This is a genomic window from Arthrobacter sp. MYb224, assembly GCF_002975455.1.
Taxonomy (GTDB): Bacteria; Actinomycetota; Actinomycetes; order Actinomycetales; family Micrococcaceae; genus Glutamicibacter.
In genome coordinates this window covers 201885-220187 of sequence record NZ_PCPU01000003.1, presented here as the reverse complement: position 1 = coordinate 220187, position 18303 = coordinate 201885, and the positions used below count along the sequence as shown (strand labels likewise).

Below are 18303 nucleotides of genomic sequence, written 5' to 3'. Positions count from 1 at the left end.
CAGCGCGGCATCGGTTGCGGAAAAGTGGGAAGATAGTTTGGTGAACTCTGAATCTCTTGAGGAAATCAACGCGCCGGAAGCAGGCGACACCGCTCCTTACATTGGTTGGGAACGCCGTGCAGTCATCGACCTGTCCGCGATCCGCAGCAACGTCAAGCAAGTCGCCGATCTGGTGGCCCCGGCTAAGGTCATGGCCGTGGTCAAGGCCGACGGATACGGGCACGGAGCTTTGCCGGTTGCCACTGCGGCACTGGAGGCCGGAGCACGCTGGATTGGCTGCGCGCATGTGGCCGAGGCCCTGGCCCTGCGCGAGGCGGGCATCGAGGCGCCCATGCTGGCCTGGCTGCATACCAATGACACACCCTTCGAAAAGGCCATCTCCGCGGGAATCGACCTCGGAGTCTCCGGCTGGGATCTGGAGCTGATCGCGGCCGCCGCGCAGGCGGTGCAGACCCCGGCCCGCATTCACCTGAAGGTGGACACGGGGCTGGGACGCAACGGTTCCACCATGGCAGATCTGCCTTCCTTGCTGGAACGTGCCGCGAAGTTCCAGTCCGAAGGCCTGCTGCGCGTTGTGGGCGTGTTCTCCCACCTTGCGGTAGCCGATGAACCCGAGCGCCCCGAAACGGATCTGCAGCTTGAGGTCTTCGATCAGGCCATCGAAATGGTGGAGGCCGCCGGCTTCAATCTGGAGATGCGCCACGTCGCCAATACCCCGGCGATTCTCTCCCGCCCGGACTCCCACCATGAAATGGTGCGTCTGGGTCTGGGCCTCTACGGGTTGAGCCCGTTCGAAGGCGAAACACCTGCTACCTATGGTTTGCGTCCGGCAATGAAGCTGGTCACCAAGGTCGCCAACGTGAAGAAGGTCAACACCGGGCAGGGCGTCTCCTATGGGCTGCGCTACCTCACCGCGAAAGAAACCTACCTGGCGCTGATCCCAATGGGATACGCCGATGGACTGCCACGCGTGGCTACCGGTGCTCCGGTCACCATCCACGGCAAGACCTATCCGGTGCGTGGCACGATCGCCATGGACCAATGCGTCATCGATCTGGGGCTGGATATTGATCCCGCGGAATTCCTCGGTGCCGAAGCGATTATCTTCGGCGAAGGGGGAGAGTCCGCGACCACTTGGGCGCACGCGGCCAACACCATCAACTACGAGATGGTCACCCGCATCTCACCGCGCGTACCGCGCTACTACGTTGAGGGAACCTGGGGCCAAGCCGGTGACTGAAGAAGTTTTGGAATTCAGCTGCCAACTCGAAGACCTGACCGCTACCGAAGCACTCGGTGAAGCACTGGGCGGTCACTTGTCCGCAGGGGACTTGGTGATCCTCACCGGTTCCCTTGGGGCCGGCAAGACCACCTTGACCCAATCGCTCGGGCTGGGACTGAACGTCCGCGAGGGAATCATCTCGCCCACCTTCGTGCTTGCCCGCCAGCACCCGTCATTGGGGAATGGGCCGGGGCTGATTCATGTGGACGCCTACCGGCTCAACGGGGACAGCGACGTGGACACCCTGGATCTGGAATCCACCCTGGCCGATTCGGTCACCGTGGTGGAATGGGGTTTAGGCAAAATTGAGCACCTGAGCGATTCACGGCTGGAAATCCAGCTGGACCGTGAGGTCTGGGCCGTTCCGGCGAGCAATCCGTGGGAAGAATCAGACGAAGAGCTCGACGAGCCTCGCCTATTCACGCTCAAGGCCATAGGCCCGCGCTGGGCCGACGAGAATTTCACCGAACTGAAAAACGCTTTGCTGCACGCCATCGGGCTGCAGCACTCGGGAGAAACACATGCCTAACTATCTGTCCATAGACACCTCGGCGCATGCCTCGGTGGCGCTGGTCGATTACACCACTGGTTCAGTAATCGCTCAGAGAACCTCGCCGAAAGGCAACGACCAGACCGAAACTCTGGCCAGCTACGTCCGGGACCTGCTGGAGGAGAACAATGAAGAGGGCAAGAACTTGGCTGGCATCTTCGTTGGCGTGGGCCCTGGCCCCTTTACCGGACTGCGCGTCGGTCTGGTGGCTGCACGCACGTTCGGCTTTGTCTGGAACGTTCCGGTCCATGGAGTCATGTCGCTGCATGCGCTCGCCGAACGCGTGCTTCGTTCCGGTGAGAACCCGAAAGAATTCGTGGTGGCCTCGGATGCCCGTCGTAAGGAACTGTACTGGGCGCGCTATGACGCAGAGGGTAAACTGCTGGACGGTCCGCATGTATCCGCTGCTACTGAGCTGCCTGTGCTACCGGTTTATGGCGTGGGCGCTGGCTTGTATAAGGAACAGCTGGAATCCGTTGGTAGTCAGCCACGGGAACGTTCCTTTGACTGGGTAGTCGATGCACGGCATCTGGCCCATCGTGGCATGGATGACCTGGCATCTGGACTCGACCTGTCGGATACCGCTCCGCAGTACCTGCGTGAATCAGATGCCCAGGTACCGGCGTTCATGAAGAAGGCCAAAGCATGAGCATCAACCTTCGCGAGATGACATCCGAGGACATTCCCGCAGTCCACACGCTGGAAACCCAGCTGTTCCCCGAGGACGCTTGGCCACTGGCCGGATTCGAAGCCGAGCTGGCTCAGCTGGAGACCCGAAAATACTGGGTCTATGAGGACGCCGGTAAGATCATCGGCTACGCCGGCTTATGCACCGTGCTGCCAATCGCCGACGTGCAAACCATCGCGATCATTCCCGAGTACCAAGGCCAAGGACTAGGCCGGGCACTGCTGAGAGAACTGATCAACACCGCACGGGCCAACCGCGCCTTGGATCTGATGCTCGAGGTGCGCTTTGACAACCCCTCAGCCATTGGACTCTATGAGTCCATGGGATTTGAGACCATCCATCGCCGCCCGCGATACTACAAGGGCGGCATCGATGCGCTGATCATGTGCCTTCCACTGCACGCGCTAGACACCACGGAGGCCACCGAATGAGCACCCCGCAGCACCCCTTAGTACTGGGGATCGAATCCTCTTGTGATGAAACAGGAATCGGGATCGTGCGTGGTACCCAGTTGCTGGCCAACACCGTATCCAGCTCCATGGATGAACATGTGCGCTTCGGGGGAGTCATCCCGGAGATCGCCGCCCGCGCGCACCTCGAAGCGTTTGTGCCTACCTTGGAACAGGCGCTCGCCGAAGCTGACGTGACCTTGGAGGAAATCGACGCCATCGCTGTCACCAGCGGTCCCGGGCTGGCCGGTGCGCTGATGGTGGGCGTGGCCGCGGCGAAGGCCCTTGCACTGGCCACCGACAAACCGCTGTACGGCATCAACCACCTGGTTGCACACGTGGGTGTCGGGGTGCTTGAGGGTACTGTACTTCCACCGACCTTCGGCGCGCTGTTGGTTTCTGGAGGCCACACCGAAATCCTGAAAGTCACCTCGTTGACCAACGACGTGCAGCTGCTTGGTGCGACCATCGATGATGCGGCTGGCGAAGCCTATGACAAGACGGCTCGTCTGTTGGGGCTCGGATATCCAGGTGGGCCGGCCATAGACAAAGCAGCCAAAGACGGAGACAAAAAGGCGTTCCGTTTCCCGAGAGGGCTGTCGCTGCCGAAGTTCGTGGGCTCCGCCGAAAAACCGGGCAAGCACCGGAACAACTTCTCCTTCTCTGGGCTGAAGACCGCGGTGGCTCGCTGCGTGGAGCACTTCGAAGCCAACGGGGAAGTAGTCCCCGTGGCAGATATTGCCGCATCTTTCCAGGAAGCTGTGGTGGACGTGATTACCTCCAAGGCTGTGCGAGCTATGCAGGAGCATGGATTGAATACCTTGCTGTTGGGTGGGGGAGTTGCGGCGAATACCCGTCTTCGGGAGCTGCTGGCTGCGCGTTGCGCTTCGGCTGGCATCACGCTGGTGGTTCCGCCGTTCTCGCTGTGCACGGATAACGGTGGCATGGTCGCAGCCCTCGGCGCCCAGCTGGTGGCCGCTGGCGCCGAGCCTTCGGGCCTGGATTTTGCTACAGATTCGTCGCAACCGGTCACTAACATTGTGCTGGAGCCACGCGGCTAAGCATCTGGCTGGAGATGCAGTAAGCGTCCGTACCCTTCGGGGTGCGGACGCTTACTGCGTTGATCATGTAGATGAGTAGGAGCCTGCGATAACCCGGTTGCGGAGTCCGCCAATTCCCTCAACACCGCAGAAGACCTCATCGCCCGGGGTGATCTGGCGGCATCTAGCAGACAGGCCGGTCAAAACGACGGTACCCGGGCTCAGCGTCATGAATGAACGATGATGATGCATCAACATGAGCGAGATTCTGGCAAGCGGTTGACTACGCGTTAACGGAGCGGGATGCTGTGAGTCTCAAAGGCAACCCGCCCCGCTTGAACGAATGCTCAGTTAGGCGTCAACAGCAGTTTTTGAGTGACGAATGAATGGGTCACCCATGACTTGCTGATCGTCCTTTCTCAGCGCAAAGAATCCATATACTCCAGCAAGCAGCACTACCAACGAGATGGTGATGAAGGTCTGGCGGTAGCCCACTTGATCGTGGAGCATGCCCAACGGTGTGGAGAGCAAGACGTTTCCAATTTGCGAAGATACCTGGAACCCAACCATGTACAAAGTCGCAGACAACGCCGGGTTGAAGTGCAGGGTGAAGTAACGGAACACCGGAAGAATGAACAACGGCGTTTCGATGGCGTGCAGCATCTTAATTGCGGAGACGAGCAGCGGATCATCAACGAGCGCGCAGCCCAAGATACGAACGAACATGATGGCGACACCCAAGAGCAGTGCTGAACGCACGCCCACGCGGCGCATTAGCAGAGGCACGAGTCCCAGCATGGCGGCTTCAACGAAGACCTGCACCGAGTTGAGGATGCCATACACTTGCTGACCGGTTTCCTGGTCTTCAAAGAGTCCCGTGTAGAAGTCGGGGAACATTTGCTGATCAAAGACCGTGTAGAACGTCCAGGACAGCATCACGAATACGATGATGAGCCACAGGCTTGGTAAGCGGAAAAGACCCAGCATTTCACGAAAGCCCGGAGTAGATGCTGGAGACAGTTTTCCGCTGCTTGGGAGAGGAGCTGCTGGTTTGGCTTCGAAGCGCCAAAGCAACAACAACAGCAGGTGAATCACTCCGAGTACCGAGCCGATCCAGAAATTCAGCATTGGGTTGATGGTAAACAGGAAGCCTGCAGCCAGTGCCACGACGGCGTAACCGAATGATCCCCACATGCGCGCTTGTCCGTATTCGAAGTTAAAGCGGCGGCTGTAACGTTCGGTAAGCGCTTCAAAGAGGCCTACGCCTGCAAGGAATCCAACAGAGAATACGACTGCGCCGGCAATAACACCCATCATGAAATGGGACTGCAACAGCGGCTGGTAGACCCACATGCAGAACGGTCCGGTGAGCGCGGTCACCGCGGCAATCACTACCGCAAGATGCTTTCTCAGACCCAGCCGGTCTTGCAGAGCACCATAGCCGAACATCAAGAACAGCGTCACGAGCGAGTTCACCGAATAGACGGTACCGACCTGTGCGCCGCTGAGCCCCAAACCGTTGGATTCGCTGGTGAGCCAAATTTGGAAGAATGACCACCAAATTCCCCATGATGCGAAGAACAGCAGCATCGAGAAGGAACTGTGAAGGTACGTAGGGTTTCTAAGAGTTGTGCTTAGTCCAGTCATCTTTGCCCTGGTTTCTTTGTCATCGTTGGAAAGTTCTTAGTGAGCTAATGCGCGGGAGAAATCATTGACCCACGGCGGATTCGCACCGGCCTGTGCCACGGTTAATGCTGCCGAAGTTAACGCGTGGTGCAGCGCTTGCCTGATATCAGCAGGTTCGGAGGCGGTTCCGGTGCGTAGCGCTAGAGCTAGTTCAGGTAGCGAGAGGAAACCGTAAAGCAGTCCGGACATGAAGGCGTCACCGGCGCCGATGGTGTCTTTGAGGTCTGTCGGCAAGGCCGAAATGTCATATCGATTTCCGTGGGCAACAGCTAGGCAGCCGTCACCACCTTGAGTCATCACCGCGAAAGCTGGCCCGAGGCTGGAAACATGCGCCAATACGTCCCACAGATCCAGATCAGGGTAGAGCCACTGAGCGTCTACATCGCTGAGCTTAACGATATGACTCAGTCTCATCAGCAATTCGATTCTTTCGATTGCTGCTTCGCGGTCTTCCACCAGATCTGGACGAAGATTTGGGTCGTAACTGCGCAGTGAACTAGTTGCGGCATGAGAGAAGGCATCAACGATGCTCTGCCCCGAGGGTTCAATCCACGCGGCAATGGAGCCAGTATGCAAGAGTTCAGTGACGGCGTCTGCTGCCACCGGTGGAATCTGCTGGTGGATATCAAAGGTGTAATGGGCGTTTAGTTGCTCGTCAACGTGAACCTGAGCCACCGAGGTAGCCCGCTCGGTGACCGAGCCGGAAGCTACCTTCACACCTGCTTGCTTCAGATGCTCGGCAATTTGTTGCCCATGGGCATCTTGACCAAATTCGGTATGGAATTGCACAACATGTCCTAGGCGCGCGAGTCCGACGGCAACGTTCAGTGGTGAACCACCGGGGTGGGCCAATCCCGAGACGACGTCTACTAACGATTCTCCCATGACGGTAATACTGCTCATGCGCTGCGCTCCAAGCTCGTTTCACTCAATTGCAGTACACCCACAGCTGCGCGCGTGCTGCTGGAGTACTGGAGCACTCCATAGGCTGGCACAGCTTCGCCGGTGAGCTGATCGGTCAGTGAGCGGCGGCCATCCGCGCCCAGAATTTCAATGGAACCATGATCCAGAAGAATCTGGATGACTAGTTCGGTGGAATCCTCCGGTAGCGGCATGCGCTGGCTGGAAGCGTAGAGCTCATGCTCAACCTTGCCTGCGCCGCGGTGGTGCTGGATCAGAGTTGGCTCAACGGTCACTTCGCTGATCACGCTGTGATCTGCGCGGTGCAGGAGCAACCGTGCTTGTCCGGTGAAGTCACCAGTGAGGCTCAGTTCCAAAAGTGCCGGGGTGTTGAGCTCGATGCGAGTCTCGCCGGTAAGCACCGCGCTGGTTGGTACAGCAGACTCGGGCAGGCCGCTAAGGCGTTGACGAATCTCAAAACCGCCGTCGCAAAGCTGCACCAAGTCCAGGGTGCGAGCTGCGCTCATGGAACCGCGCCAGCCGTCGTGGGGCAGATCGCGGGCGTAGTCCCAGTTGCTCATCCAGGCGATGATGGTTTGCTGGTCCACCGGTAGGCCGTGGAAGCTGACGCCGGCGTAGAAGTCGCGGCCCCAGTCCAGCCAGCTGCCCTGGCTCAGCTGCTCGAAGGCCAGTGAGTCATGTGCGTCCTGCTGCTTGTCGGGGGTGAACGTGAAACCGTCGAATTCTCCCACGAAGTATTGCGTGCCGGAGCCGCCTGCCACGCCGCCGGGATTCAGTGAAACGAGCAGGACCCACTTGAGCTGATCGTTGCCGGCGACCGGCAGCTGGATGAGGTCCGGGCATTCCCAGATGCCGGCGGTGGCTGCTTGTGGGCCGAAGCTAGATGCCTCGGTCCAGTCGATGAGGTTTTCCGAACGGTAGATCAGCACTCTGCGTTCGATGGCTTCTACTGCCACCATGACCCAGCACGAGCCCTGGGCGGATTCGTAGCGGAAGACCTTGGGGTCACGGAAGTTCTTGGAACCACGGTCCAGTACTGGGTTCTGTGCGTACCTGGTGAAGGTTGCGCCACCGTCCAGCGAGTAGGCCAGCGCTTGGGACTGGTTGCTTTCGTCCTTGGCTGCCGCGGTGTACACCGCGATGATCGGCGCGGTGCTTCCGTCTCCGAGACCGCTGGTGTTCTCCTGGTCCACAACGATGGAGCCGGAGAAGATGTCTGCGGTATCCCCGTGCAGGATGGCTATGGGAAGTTCGGTCCAGTTCACCAGATCGGTGCTGACCGCGTGTCCCCAGGACATGTAGCCGTGGCCAACTCCGTTGGGGTTGTGCTGGAAGTACAGGTGGTATTGCTCGCCATCAAAGAACAAACCGTTGGGATCATTGATCCAGTTTTTCTTGGGGGAGAAGTGAAGCTCTGGTCGCATGACCGCGACTTGTTGTAGTTCGGGCAACGTTGCCATCCTTAATCAAGATCTGCTAAATGGATTTAGCATAAGACTGTAACAGCGTCAGGGCGTCGCTGCAATAGGCTAGGCTCGAATAATTGCAGGTACCCAGTCGCAAGAAGGACACGTGAATACGCAAAAAGCCAAGCGGGTAACAATAGCTGACGTCGCAGAAGCTTCAGGGATGTCAAAGGCCGCAGTCAGTTTGATCTTGAACAACAAGCCTGGGACCAGGCTTTCTGCGGAGGCCACCGAGAGAGTTCGCGCGGCAGCCAAGGAACTGGGTTACCGTCCAAATGCTGCCGCTCAGTCATTGCGCAGTGGCAAGACCCGAACCCTGGGACTGATTTCTGATCAGGTCACGGTCACACGTTTTGCTTCCGGCATGATCACCGGCATTCTTCGTGCGGCCGAGGAGCGCGGCCATACGGTGCTGATTGCAGAGACTTTCGGGAAGCATGATCAGCTAGCTGATGCCATCAAGCAGATGGCTCATCGGGACGTTGATGGTCTCATCCTGGGATTTATGGATTCACGGAAACATGACTTGAAAATCCCAGTCACGGGTCTGCCCACCATATTGGTCAATGGGCTTGATGACAGCCCCTGCACCGCAGTGCTGCCGAACGAGCTGGATTCCGGTGCCCGTGCGGTGCACAGAGTTTTGGAAACCGGTGCTAGAAGTGTCGCGCTGATCGGGGCGCATCAAAATGCTGAGAATGACCCGATGAGCTATCCGAGTATTACCCGCCGCTTCACTTCGCTGCGCAACGCCTTGCAAGAATCGAAACTTGAAGTACTCGGCGAATGGGTTCTCGAAGACTGGAATCCCACCGATGGATATGCGGCGACCGCTCAAATGCTTACCGATGGGCACAAGCCTGATGCTGTCATCTGCGCGAATGACCGCGTGGCCATGGGAGTCTTCCAGGCATTGGCTGAACAAGGGCTAGTTCCCGGTAAAGATCTTTCGGTTCTTTCCTTTGACGATGAGATTATCGCTAGCTATCTGCGTCCGCAACTGACATCGATCAGACTTCCTTATGAAGAAATGGGAGCGCTCGCCGTTGAGCTACTTCTTGATGGAAAGCTGGATCCTGTTGAGCATCAGGTGGAGATGCCGCTGATTGAGCGCGATTCAATGAAGGTCCGCTGAACCAAAGCTGACCGAGCTTGGGAGCTAAATATTCTTAGGGCTCGAACTGTAGGGAAGTACCACAGCCTCCCGGTGTGACTTATGAAGCTTCTTTGTCGAGAGTCGAATTGACTAGTCTCTTCACCGCGTCTGATCATCAAATTCCTGGATACCCAGAATAGTTTCTGGGTAGTTCTGTGCGCCCAAATATCTTGCTGCGGGAGATACCGGTTCTGTCGAAAGCGCGCGATCTTCGCAGAGTTCTGCATTTACGCGCAAATAAGAATTGACTGCTTGACACCCGCAAGTGATGTGCGTTACCTTATTTCTCAGCGTAGTAACGCGCGTTACTGAATCGTGTTAGCAAATCTGCAATACGGCCAGTTTCGCATTGATCTCAACGGGGAGGAGGGGAAATGACGCAACAATCCGTGACCATGGCCGATGTCGCCAAGGCGGCCGGCGTAAGCCGAACAACCGTCTCATTTGTGCTCAATGGCCGGATGGAAGCAAATATCCCCGAAACCACCAGAGAGAGAATCAACCAGACGGCGCGCATGCTGGGCTACCGCCCCAATGCGGCCGCAAGAACTCTGGCTAGCAAACGCAGCGCCTGGTTCGGTCTGGTGACCGAGATTGCTACATCACCCTTTGCTACCGACGTGATCAAGGGAGCGCAACGCTCGGCATGGAAAGATGGAAACTTTCTGCTCATCGCACCCAGCGATGATGACCCCGGCATGGAAATGCTCGCGGTGGAGAAGCTCCTTGAACAACAAGTAGGCGGGCTGATCATTGCAACCACCTGGCACCGAGAAATCATCGTGCCGGAGAATGCAAAATCGGTTCCCTGCGTTTTGGTCAACTGCTTCGACGCCGCCGGAGAATTTCCATCAATCGTCCCGGACGAAGTGGCAGGCGGTTACGCCGCAGCCGAAATCCTCGCACGGGCCGGACACACCAACATTGGCCATATCACTGTTGCCCAAGGAATCCCTGCTCAGATCGGGCGCCAAACCGGCATGAAGCAGGCTCTGCGGGATCACGGAATTAGCCAGGAAGAGTCACAGATTGTTGCCGGTGACGGTACCGCCGATAGCGGATATCACGGCACTCAAGAGTTACTGGCTCAACCAGATCCGCCGACCGCGATCTTCTGCGGTAATGACCGGATCGCCATGGGCGCCTATGACGCAATCAAGGAACTCGGTTTGCGAGTGGGGGAAGACATCTCAATCGTCGGTTTTGATGATCAAGAGATTCTGGCACCACATATGCGACCAAAACTGACAACCATCGCCTTGCCCTTTGAAGAAATGGGTATGGCAGGGGTGTCATTACTGAATCAAATGGTAGAGGGCTCACCGATTGAGAATCGCCAAATTACCATCGGCTGCCCTCCACGCATTCGTTCATCTGTGGCCATGCACGGCCAAAGATGAGCTTCCCCTCCGCTACACATCACATGAATGGATGAGGAACTTCCATGATAGTCAAATACTTACGCCGCGCGCACCTTGCCGTGGCTGCGACCGCCGCGGTAGGCGCGCTCGCGCTGACCGGATGCGTCGCATCAAATCCAGGCGGAACCGAAGCTGACGGAGCAACAACCAGCTCAGCGTTCCTCACCATCCCGCGTGAAGACATGGGTACCTTCTCCAAGAATTTCAACCCGTTCTCGCCCAACGCCGCGCCAATGACCGGCCAGTCCATCTACGAGTCCATGCTGGTTTACAACCCTGCCGGCGGCGACACGGTACCTTGGCTGGCCACCGAATGGGAAGCGGGCAAGGATGGCAAGTCGCTGACCTTCACTTTGCGTCCAGGAGTCAAGTTCTCCGACGGCACCGAGCTGACCTCCGAGGACGTGAAGCTTTCGGTGGAACTGCAGAAGGAACTGCTCGGCGGCTACGACTACCTGAAGTCCATCAAGACCCCGGATAAGACCACCGTTCAGTTCACCTTCAAGAAGGCCTTCGCCCCGGCACTGTACGAATTGGGGCAACAGGTCATCGTGCCTGCGCACATCTGGTCCAAGTTCGACAAGCCAGGCAACGAAGAGAACCCGACCCCGGTCGGCACCGGCCCATACACCGAGATCGCCAACTTCCAGGCCCAGTCCTTCGAGCTGCAAAAGAACCCGAACTACTGGCAGCCCGAGAAGCAGAAGCTTGGCGGCATCCGGATGCTTGCCTTCGCCGGCAACGACGGTGCCAACCTGGCCGCCATCTCCGGCGATGTCGACTGGACTCAGACCTACATGCCGGACATCCAGACCACCTATGTCGACAAAGACCCAGAACACCGCCACTACTGGTTCCCAACGACAGGCTCCGAGATCAATTGGCAGCTGAATACCACCAAGGAAGAATTCTCCGACGTGCGGGTGCGCAAAGCACTAAGCATGGCCGTTGACCGTGAACAGGCGGTCAAGGTTGGCATGAGTGACTACACCGTTCCGGCCGACTGCACCGGACTGTCGGGCAACTACGACAAGTGGCGTGATGCCTCGGTCGTAGAGAAGTGCGACTGGACCAAGCGCGATCTTGAAGGCGCCAAGAAGTTGCTGGATGAAGCTGGCTACAAGGAAAACGCCCAAGGACAGCGCACCACCCCAGAGGGTAAACCTTTCACCTTCGACATCTCCGTGGGTTCAAGCTCCACTGACTGGCTGTCGGTAGCAAACATTATCGCGCAGAACCTTCAGGACGTGGGCATTAAGGCCACCGTTGATTCTCCTGACTGGGCCGCGGTGACCGCAGCCTATGAGACCGGTGAATTTGATACCGGCATCGTCTGGACTGCTAATGCTCCGACCCCGTATCAGTACTACCTGAACCTCATGGGAAGCGAGAACGTCAAGCCGGTCGGCAAGCAGACCTTTGACAACTACCACCGCTTCAGCGATAAAAAAGCAGATGACCTGCTGAACAAGTTTGTTGCTACCGGTGATGAAGGCGAGCAGAAGCAGGTCATCAATGACTTGCAGTCGCTGTATAGCGAACTAGCTCCGGTTGTGCCGTTGTTCCCTGGCCCGGAGTGGGGTGCCTACACCACCGAGAACTTTGTTGGTTGGCCCACCGAGGAAAACCCTTACGCGACTCTGAGCAACCGCGCACCGACCACCGTGCTGGTGCTCACCAACCTAGAACCCGCGAAATAGCATCAAGCTCCCACGTGGTGGGCGGCCTCTGGCTGCCCACCACGACGCGATCTTTCGTGAAGGACACATATTATGAGCTTCCTCTTCCGGCGTCTGGGCTTTTACCTGCTAGCCTTCTGGGCGTCCATCACCCTAAACTTTCTGCTGCCGCGACTGATGCCCGGTGACCCGGTCACCCGCATGCTTTCCCGTTCGCAGCAACGCCTCGAACCACAGCAGGTCGACGCGCTACGCACCATGATGGGCGTAGACGGCGGCCCGCTTATCCCCGAATACTTCAGCTACCTTGGCCGCATCCTCACCGGCGATTTCGGTATGTCGATTTCCCGTTTCCCCACGCCAGTCTCCGAAGTTATCGCCTCTCAGCTGCCTTGGACCCTGCTGCTCGGTATCACCTCATTGGTGATCGCGGTGATCCTCGGTAACCTGCTGGGTATCCTGGCGGCCTGGCGCCGTGGCGGTTTCCTGGATTCGGTGGCTCCGCCACTGCTGGTATTCATCGGTTCCTTCCCGTACTTCTGGCTCGCCATGGGTGCGCTGTACATCTTTGGCATCAATATGGGTGTCGCTCCGATGCGCCACGCCTTCTCCGTGGGTCTGGTCCCCGGATTCAACCTTGAATTCATTTTGGATGTGGCAGCCCACCTGTTCCTGCCGGCACTAACCATTGTGCTGGTGTCCTTGGGCGGCTGGATGCTGGGCATGCGCAACACCATGATCGCAACCAACTCCGAGGATTACATCCTGATGGCCGAGGCCAAGGGCCTGCGCCCGCACCGCATCATGCTGAACTATGCGGCACGCAATGCAATGCTCCCTTCAGTGACAAGCATGGGCATGAGCATCGGGTTTATCGTCGGTGGAGCCTTGCTCACCGAAGTAGTGTTCGCCTACCCGGGCGTTGGCTACCAGCTGCTCGCCGCAGTCCAAGGCCTTGACTACCCATTGATGCAGGGCATGTTCTTGACCATTACCGCCGCGGTGCTGATCGCGAACTTCCTTGTAGACCTGGTCTACGTCCGACTTGACCCTCGTGTGCGGAAGGGCTGAACCTCATGAGCCAGATAACCATAGATTCCGTGACCTTGACTCCCGAGGACCCGGCGGCAGAAAGCTCCACGGCTCGCGCTCGACTAGGTGCCACACGCCTGCTGCGTACCTTGCTGCGCAACGGCAAGGCGGTGGCCGGGCTGAGCATCATTGTAGTGTTCATTGCGCTGGCGCTGCTGGCCCCGGTATTCTTCCCGGGAGATCCGGCACGCATCACCTCTGCCGGTGCCGCCGCTCCGAGTCTGGAACACTGGCTGGGCACGACCACTAAGGGACAAGACGTCCTCGGCTTGACCTTGTGGGGCGCGCGCTCCTCGCTATTTGTCGGCTTTGCCGCTGGGATCTTGTCCACCGTGATCGGCGTGCTGATCGGTTTGAGCGGCGCGTACTTCGGCCGTGGCCTGGACGAAGCGCTCTCGCTGGTGACCAACGTGTTCCTGCTGGTTCCGGGTCTGCCGTTGTTGGTCATCCTGGCAGCATTCATGCCGCCGGGCCTTGGAACGGTGATCGTGGTGCTGGTGATTACCGGTTGGGCCGGCAGTGCCCGCGTCATGCGTTCTCAAGCCATGTCCATTCGGGGCAAAGATTATGTGGCGGCCGCCCAGGTCTCCGGTGAACGTCCACTGCGCATTATGGTGCGCGAGATTCTGCCGAATATGGCCTCGGTGGTCATGACCACCCTGCTGGGCTGCATTATCGGTTCCATTGGTGCCCAGGCCGGGCTCGAATTCCTGGGTCTGGGAGACGTAAACACGCTCTCCTGGGGCACCAACCTGTTCTGGGCTACCAGCGATGGTTCGCTGATGCTCGGCCAGTGGTGGATTTTTGTTCCATCGGGTCTGGCTATTGCGTTGGTGGCCTTCGCCTTGGCGTTGTGCAACTACGCGGTAGATGAGATTACCAACCCGCGCCTGCGCCGGCCTAAGCATGCAACGAAGAGCACCGCGGCGACCACCGTGGCGCGAAAGGAAGAAAAATGAGCGTCCCGGTATTGGAAGTTCAGGACCTGACCGTCGAATACGTCAGCGACGAGCGTGCGGTCCGCGGTGCGGACCGGGTCAGCTTCACCATCCATTCCGGTGAAATCTTTGGCCTCGCCGGAGAGTCAGGCTGTGGCAAGTCCACGATCGCGAACTCGATCATGCGTCTGCTCAAGGACCCTGCCCGGATCAGCAACGGCAAAGTCCTCTTTGACGGCACGGACGTGTTGGGCATGGATGAGGCAGCATTGCGTGCTTGGCGTTGGAATAACGTGGCCATGGTGTTCCAGTCGGCCATGAACTCCCTGAATCCGGTCACCCGTATCGGTGAGCAATTCATCGACGTGATCCGCACCCACCGTGGCGGTACCCGGGCGGCAGCGCTGCACCGTGCCCACGAACTGCTTAAGATGGTGCGCATCGATCCGGTACGGTTGCGCGCGTACCCGCACCAGCTTTCCGGAGGCCAGCGCCAACGCATTGTTATTGCCATGGCCTGCGCTTTGAATCCGCGGCTGTTGATCCTTGACGAACCTACTACTGCGCTAGATGTGGTGGTGCAACAGGAGATCTTGGAGCAGATCCGTGAACTGCAAAAAGAACTCGGCTTCGCGATTTTGTTCATCACCCATGACATGTCGTTGATGCTTGAACTCTCTGACCGTATTGGCATCATGTATGGCGGTCGTATTGTGGAGCTGGCTCCGGCAACAACGCTGCGCCATGGTTCCCGGCACCCCTATACTCAAGCGCTGCTGGGAGCTTTCCCACCTTTGCATGGCCCACGGGTTAAGCTCACCGGGCTGGCCGAAGGCACCAAATTCACCAACATCCAGGATCTGGAAGACACCGGCGAGGGCCATTGGGTGGCTCCCTCGGATCAGCCTGTGCTGTCGCAAGGAGAACTGCTATGACTTCAACTGCTACCCAGCGGACCGCAGTGGGTCCGGCCGTGCGAATCCGTTCGCTGAGCAAATCGTTCACCAGCTCCGCGCTGTTTAGTCGAAAGAAAATTCCGGCCTTGCGGGATATCGATCTGGAGATGCAACGTGGGGAAATCGTGGCACTGGTGGGGGAGTCGGGATCCGGCAAATCAACGCTGGCCCGTTGTCTTGCTCTGCTTGAAACTCCGGATTCCGGTGAAGTTCTAGTTAATGGAAAAGATATTGCGGGGCTGAAGGGGGCAGCGGTGCGCAAGTACCGCAGCGAAGTGCAGATGGTCTTCCAAGATCCCTTCGGTTCGCTGAATCCTACCTTCCGCGTGGAGCATATCTTAGAACGTGCCTTGGCTCTGCACCAGCCAGAAATTAAGTCAAAGCGCAGTGAAATGGCAAAGCTGGTCAGTACCGTGGGCCTCAGCCCGGATGTGCTCTCCTCCTTCCCGCACGAGCTCTCTGGCGGACAGCGTCAGCGCATCGCGATTGCCCGAGTGCTGGCAGCCAAGCCGAGCATCATTCTGGCCGACGAACCGACCTCAATGCTAGACGTCTCGGTGCGCATTGGAGTGTTGAACCTGCTGCATAAGCTGCGTGACGAGCACGGGATCACCATCTTGTACGTCACCCACGATCTGGCCTCGGCCCGTTACCTCTCGGACCGGATTGCCGTGCTCAACGAGGGTCGAATCGTGGAATCAGGAGAATCCGTGCATCTGCTGGATAACCCGAGCCATCCGTATACTCAGCTGCTCGTGGGTGCGGTGCCAGACCCTGACCGAGACGCTAGCCTCGACGCACCAAAGCGTGCGGCCCTACGCGAACAAATCCAGCGCTGGTCCACCAGTACGAACCTGCAAAAGCACATTATCGATGAATCAAGCCAGCACTGGGTGCTGGCGGACGAAAGCGAAATGACATGAGCGCAAATAAAGACACGACCCATGGCGGGCCGTCCAGACGAAGCATTGTTGCCACCATGGCCTCGGCCACTGCCTTGACTCTGACCGGACTAGGCGCTGGGGCGGCCGTTGCGGCCCCATCAAAACGGGGAAAAAATAACAAGAAGGCTTCTGCTGCGATGAGCTACCGTCCCAGTTATCACTTCAGCGTTCCGGATAATTGGAAGAATGACCCGCAGCGTCCGGTGTATCTGGACGGTGAATACCTGTATTACTACCTTTACAACGAGGACTACATTCTCGGTGGCACCGGTACGAGCTGGCGTTTGGCGACCACCACGGACCACGTGAACTTCACCGACCATGGCGTAGCCATCAGCAAGCATGAAAGTCCTAATGGGGATTGCTGGTCCGGCTCGATTGCCATCGACGAAAAGAACACCGCGGGCTACGGGAAAGGCGCGTTGATTGCTCTGGTCACCCAGGCGCCGGGCGGGGTGCAAGCCCAGTACCTCTGGTACTCCACCGATAAGGGACGCAGCTTCAAGCCCGGTGGGACCAAGCCGGTACTGGCTAACCCAGGCGTGGAAGCCTTCCGAGACCCGAAGATCATCTGGCATGAGCAAAGCTCACAGTGGGTCATGCTTAATGCTGAGGGGGACCGCATCGGGTTGTATACCTCGGTGAACCTGAAGCGGTGGAAAAGAACCAGCGAATTTGTGCGCACCACCTTGGGCACCCTCGAATGCCCGGACCTGTTCCAGATCCAGGCTTCTGACGGAACCAAACAATGGGTGCTTGGCACCAGCGCCAATGGCAAGCCACATGATCTGCCCGCAACCTACGCATACTGGGTGGGCGACTTTGATGGAAAGGCCTTCACCACGAAGGACGATGATCCGCAATGGCTTGACTGGGGCTTTGACTTCTATGGTGGGGTGACCTATCCGGACCATCGTGCCGACGGGAGTGAAAATCCCAAACTGCGCCGTGTCATTGGGTGGAACAACTTCTGGGATTACCCACACAATGCCCCGAGCATGGCCACTGATGGCTACAACGGTGATGACATGATTGTGCGCGAGGTGCGGATGATCGCCGGTGCTGAAGGCTACTACCTCGCCTCGGTTCCAGTAAAGCAGTTGGACAAGCTGGCCGGTCCGGCGAAAAGGTTAGGCAGCCCGGCGGTATCCGGGGACCAAGTCCTGGATTTCTCGAGCAGCGCCTACGAGCTGGAATGCGAATTGAGCTGGGATCCGGCCAACCCGCCGGAGAACGTGGGATTTGAGCTGTGCCGGGCAAAAACCGGCACACGTCACGTGGCCACCGGAATCTATCTGGCCGGAGGGTTCGCCTACGTGAACCGCAAGCCGAGCTTCCACCCCGGGGATAAGAGCGAAACCAAGAGCCCATTAGAGGCGCCAAGCGGACGCCTCAAGGTGCGTATCTTGGTGGACCGTTCCAGCGTCGAGGTGTTCTTGGGGGATGGCAGGATCGTCCACTCGCACCGGGTATTCCCGCTGGCTTCGGATTCCGGGATCAAATTGTTCGTTTCGGGTGGGACGGCAACGTACAAGAACCTCACCGTGCGTAAGTTGGCCTTCGTATAGAAGTTAGTCGCGGGCTCGGTCAAGACCGGTATAGCGCTAGGCCGGTTCCCGAAACCCGGAGATAGCCCGGGGAAGCAAGCTTCCCCGGGCTATCTCTACTTTTCTTGGCACAAATAGAAGTATCCGGCCGGTCGTGCGATCACCTGCGATGGGGATTTGTGGATGTCGCTGAGGAATTTTTCCGCCATGACGAGTGCTGGCATCAGGTCGCGGTTCAACTGAGTCCCACTAAGTTCGGTGAAGTCCTGGGCAGGATAGTTCGAGAGGAATCAGCCATTTTATGCCCAGTTGATCATTTGTGAGGCAAGCTTTTTCGTTGCGATTACCGGATTTTTCAGTTCTCCATTACCCTGCACTGGGAAACGGAATTCGTTACCATGGGTGAGCCGACGGCATTGCGTGGGGAAGCCAGTAAGAATGACATCACCGGGTTGAAGGGTCATGAATCCCTAAGATACAACAAGATC

At 58.1% G+C, this 18303-nt stretch carries 18 protein-coding genes; 13 read left to right on the top strand and 5 right to left on the bottom strand.

Features of this window, described 5'->3' with window-relative positions; genetic code table 11:
* Positions 1–40 precede the first annotated feature (40 nt).
* Genes alr through tsaD form a run of 5 tightly spaced genes read left to right on the top strand, consistent with a single transcriptional unit; the run spans position 41 to position 4030 of the window.
* Complete coding sequence (alr, locus tag CQ017_RS06985; RefSeq protein ID WP_105553349.1) at positions 41–1240, top strand: alanine racemase; 1200 nt, start codon at positions 41–43, stop codon at positions 1238–1240.
* Positions 1233–1811, top strand: a complete 579-nt coding sequence (gene tsaE / locus CQ017_RS06980) for a tRNA (adenosine(37)-N6)-threonylcarbamoyltransferase complex ATPase subunit type 1 TsaE (protein WP_105553121.1) — start codon at positions 1233–1235, stop codon at positions 1809–1811. Before alr ends, tsaE begins: the two co-directional genes overlap by 8 nt.
* Complete coding sequence (gene tsaB, locus CQ017_RS06975; RefSeq protein ID WP_105553120.1) at positions 1804–2481, top strand: tRNA (adenosine(37)-N6)-threonylcarbamoyltransferase complex dimerization subunit type 1 TsaB; 678 nt, start codon at positions 1804–1806, stop codon at positions 2479–2481. The genes tsaE and tsaB overlap by 8 nt, the downstream gene beginning before the upstream one ends.
* Positions 2478–2951 carry a ribosomal protein S18-alanine N-acetyltransferase gene (gene rimI / locus CQ017_RS06970; RefSeq protein ID WP_105553119.1) on the top strand — a complete coding sequence of 158 codons (474 nt, stop codon included), beginning with the start codon at positions 2478–2480 and terminating at the stop codon, positions 2949–2951. The genes tsaB and rimI overlap by 4 nt, the downstream gene beginning before the upstream one ends.
* Positions 2948–4030 (top strand): tRNA (adenosine(37)-N6)-threonylcarbamoyltransferase complex transferase subunit TsaD, encoded by a 1083-nt coding sequence (tsaD, locus tag CQ017_RS06965; RefSeq protein ID WP_105553118.1) that lies wholly within the window; start codon positions 2948–2950, stop codon positions 4028–4030. Before rimI ends, tsaD begins: the two co-directional genes overlap by 4 nt.
* A 63-nt stretch (positions 4031–4093) precedes the next feature.
* On the opposite strand, the gene CQ017_RS18555 is transcribed toward tsaD, so the two are convergent.
* The 4 genes from CQ017_RS18555 to CQ017_RS06950 all read right to left on the bottom strand — a co-directional run bounded on the left by CQ017_RS18555 (position 4094) and on the right by CQ017_RS06950 (position 8067).
* A complete protein-coding gene (locus CQ017_RS18555; protein WP_374954990.1) occupies positions 4094–4261 on the bottom strand; it encodes a fumarylacetoacetate hydrolase family protein in 168 nt (55 codons plus the stop codon).
* Positions 4262–4360: 99 nt separating this feature from the next.
* Positions 4361–5656 carry an MFS transporter gene (locus CQ017_RS06960; RefSeq protein ID WP_105553117.1) on the bottom strand — a complete coding sequence of 432 codons (1296 nt, stop codon included), beginning with the start codon at positions 5654–5656 and terminating at the stop codon, positions 4361–4363.
* Positions 5657–5692: 36 nt separating this feature from the next.
* Positions 5693–6598, bottom strand: coding sequence for a carbohydrate kinase (locus CQ017_RS06955; protein ID WP_105553116.1), 906 nt, complete (start codon positions 6596–6598; stop codon positions 5693–5695).
* Positions 6595–8067: a glycoside hydrolase family 32 protein gene (locus CQ017_RS06950; protein WP_181150511.1), complete on the bottom strand. Its 1473-nt coding sequence runs from the start codon at positions 8065–8067 to the stop codon at positions 6595–6597. The genes CQ017_RS06955 and CQ017_RS06950 overlap by 4 nt, the downstream gene beginning before the upstream one ends.
* 121 nt (positions 8068–8188) lie before the next feature.
* Here CQ017_RS06950 and CQ017_RS06945 point away from each other — a divergent pair, with 121 nt between their 5' ends.
* The 8 genes from CQ017_RS06945 to CQ017_RS06910 all read left to right on the top strand — a co-directional run bounded on the left by CQ017_RS06945 (position 8189) and on the right by CQ017_RS06910 (position 17836).
* On the top strand, positions 8189–9217 hold the full coding sequence (locus CQ017_RS06945) for a LacI family DNA-binding transcriptional regulator (RefSeq protein ID WP_146112448.1): 1029 nt from the start codon (positions 8189–8191) through the stop codon (positions 9215–9217).
* A 395-nt stretch (positions 9218–9612) separates the two neighbouring features.
* Positions 9613–10638 (top strand): LacI family DNA-binding transcriptional regulator, encoded by a 1026-nt coding sequence (locus tag CQ017_RS06940; RefSeq protein WP_105553113.1) that lies wholly within the window; start codon positions 9613–9615, stop codon positions 10636–10638.
* A gap of 44 nt (positions 10639–10682) precedes the next feature.
* Positions 10683–12359, top strand: coding sequence for an ABC transporter substrate-binding protein (locus CQ017_RS06935; RefSeq protein ID WP_105553112.1), 1677 nt, complete (start codon positions 10683–10685; stop codon positions 12357–12359).
* 72 nt (positions 12360–12431) lie between these two features.
* Positions 12432–13409 carry an ABC transporter permease gene (locus CQ017_RS06930; protein WP_096256852.1) on the top strand — a complete coding sequence of 326 codons (978 nt, stop codon included), beginning with the start codon at positions 12432–12434 and terminating at the stop codon, positions 13407–13409.
* 5 nt (positions 13410–13414) lie between these two features.
* A complete protein-coding gene (locus tag CQ017_RS06925; RefSeq protein WP_105553111.1) occupies positions 13415–14389 on the top strand; it encodes an ABC transporter permease in 975 nt (324 codons plus the stop codon).
* A complete protein-coding gene (locus CQ017_RS06920; RefSeq protein ID WP_105553110.1) occupies positions 14386–15303 on the top strand; it encodes an ABC transporter ATP-binding protein in 918 nt (305 codons plus the stop codon). Before CQ017_RS06925 ends, CQ017_RS06920 begins: the two co-directional genes overlap by 4 nt.
* Positions 15300–16247, top strand: coding sequence for an ABC transporter ATP-binding protein (locus tag CQ017_RS06915; protein ID WP_105553109.1), 948 nt, complete (start codon positions 15300–15302; stop codon positions 16245–16247). Before CQ017_RS06920 ends, CQ017_RS06915 begins: the two co-directional genes overlap by 4 nt.
* Complete coding sequence (locus CQ017_RS06910; protein ID WP_258133534.1) at positions 16244–17836, top strand: glycoside hydrolase family 32 protein; 1593 nt, start codon at positions 16244–16246, stop codon at positions 17834–17836. Before CQ017_RS06915 ends, CQ017_RS06910 begins: the two co-directional genes overlap by 4 nt.
* Before the next feature lie 278 nt (positions 17837–18114).
* Here the strand turns inward: CQ017_RS06910 and CQ017_RS18550 are convergent, their stop codons facing one another.
* A complete protein-coding gene (locus CQ017_RS18550; protein WP_374954986.1) occupies positions 18115–18279 on the bottom strand; it encodes a hypothetical protein in 165 nt (54 codons plus the stop codon).
* Positions 18280–18303: the final 24 nt, after the last annotated feature.

Excerpts from the sequence above, each read along its gene's own strand:
- tsaB (WP_105553120.1), top strand. The coding sequence starts at position 1,804 with ATGCCTAACTATCTGTCCATAGACACCTCGGCGCATGCCTCGGTGGCG.
- rimI (WP_105553119.1), top strand. The coding sequence starts at position 2,478 with ATGAGCATCAACCTTCGCGAGATGACATCCGAGGACATTCCCGCAGTC.
- tsaD (WP_105553118.1), top strand. The coding sequence starts at position 2,948 with ATGAGCACCCCGCAGCACCCCTTAGTACTGGGGATCGAATCCTCTTGT.
- CQ017_RS18555 (WP_374954990.1), bottom strand. The coding sequence starts at position 4,261 with ATGCATCATCATCGTTCATTCATGACGCTGAGCCCGGGTACCGTCGTT.
- CQ017_RS06960 (WP_105553117.1), bottom strand. The coding sequence starts at position 5,656 with ATGACTGGACTAAGCACAACTCTTAGAAACCCTACGTACCTTCACAGT.
- CQ017_RS06955 (WP_105553116.1), bottom strand. The coding sequence starts at position 6,598 with ATGAGCAGTATTACCGTCATGGGAGAATCGTTAGTAGACGTCGTCTCG.
- CQ017_RS06940 (WP_105553113.1), top strand. The coding sequence starts at position 9,613 with ATGACGCAACAATCCGTGACCATGGCCGATGTCGCCAAGGCGGCCGGC.
- CQ017_RS06935 (WP_105553112.1), top strand. The coding sequence starts at position 10,683 with ATGATAGTCAAATACTTACGCCGCGCGCACCTTGCCGTGGCTGCGACC.
- CQ017_RS06930 (WP_096256852.1), top strand. The coding sequence starts at position 12,432 with ATGAGCTTCCTCTTCCGGCGTCTGGGCTTTTACCTGCTAGCCTTCTGG.
- CQ017_RS06925 (WP_105553111.1), top strand. The coding sequence starts at position 13,415 with ATGAGCCAGATAACCATAGATTCCGTGACCTTGACTCCCGAGGACCCG.
- CQ017_RS06920 (WP_105553110.1), top strand. The coding sequence starts at position 14,386 with ATGAGCGTCCCGGTATTGGAAGTTCAGGACCTGACCGTCGAATACGTC.
- CQ017_RS06915 (WP_105553109.1), top strand. The coding sequence starts at position 15,300 with ATGACTTCAACTGCTACCCAGCGGACCGCAGTGGGTCCGGCCGTGCGA.
- CQ017_RS06910 (WP_258133534.1), top strand. The coding sequence starts at position 16,244 with ATGAGCGCAAATAAAGACACGACCCATGGCGGGCCGTCCAGACGAAGC.
- CQ017_RS18550 (WP_374954986.1), bottom strand. The coding sequence starts at position 18,279 with ATGACCCTTCAACCCGGTGATGTCATTCTTACTGGCTTCCCCACGCAA.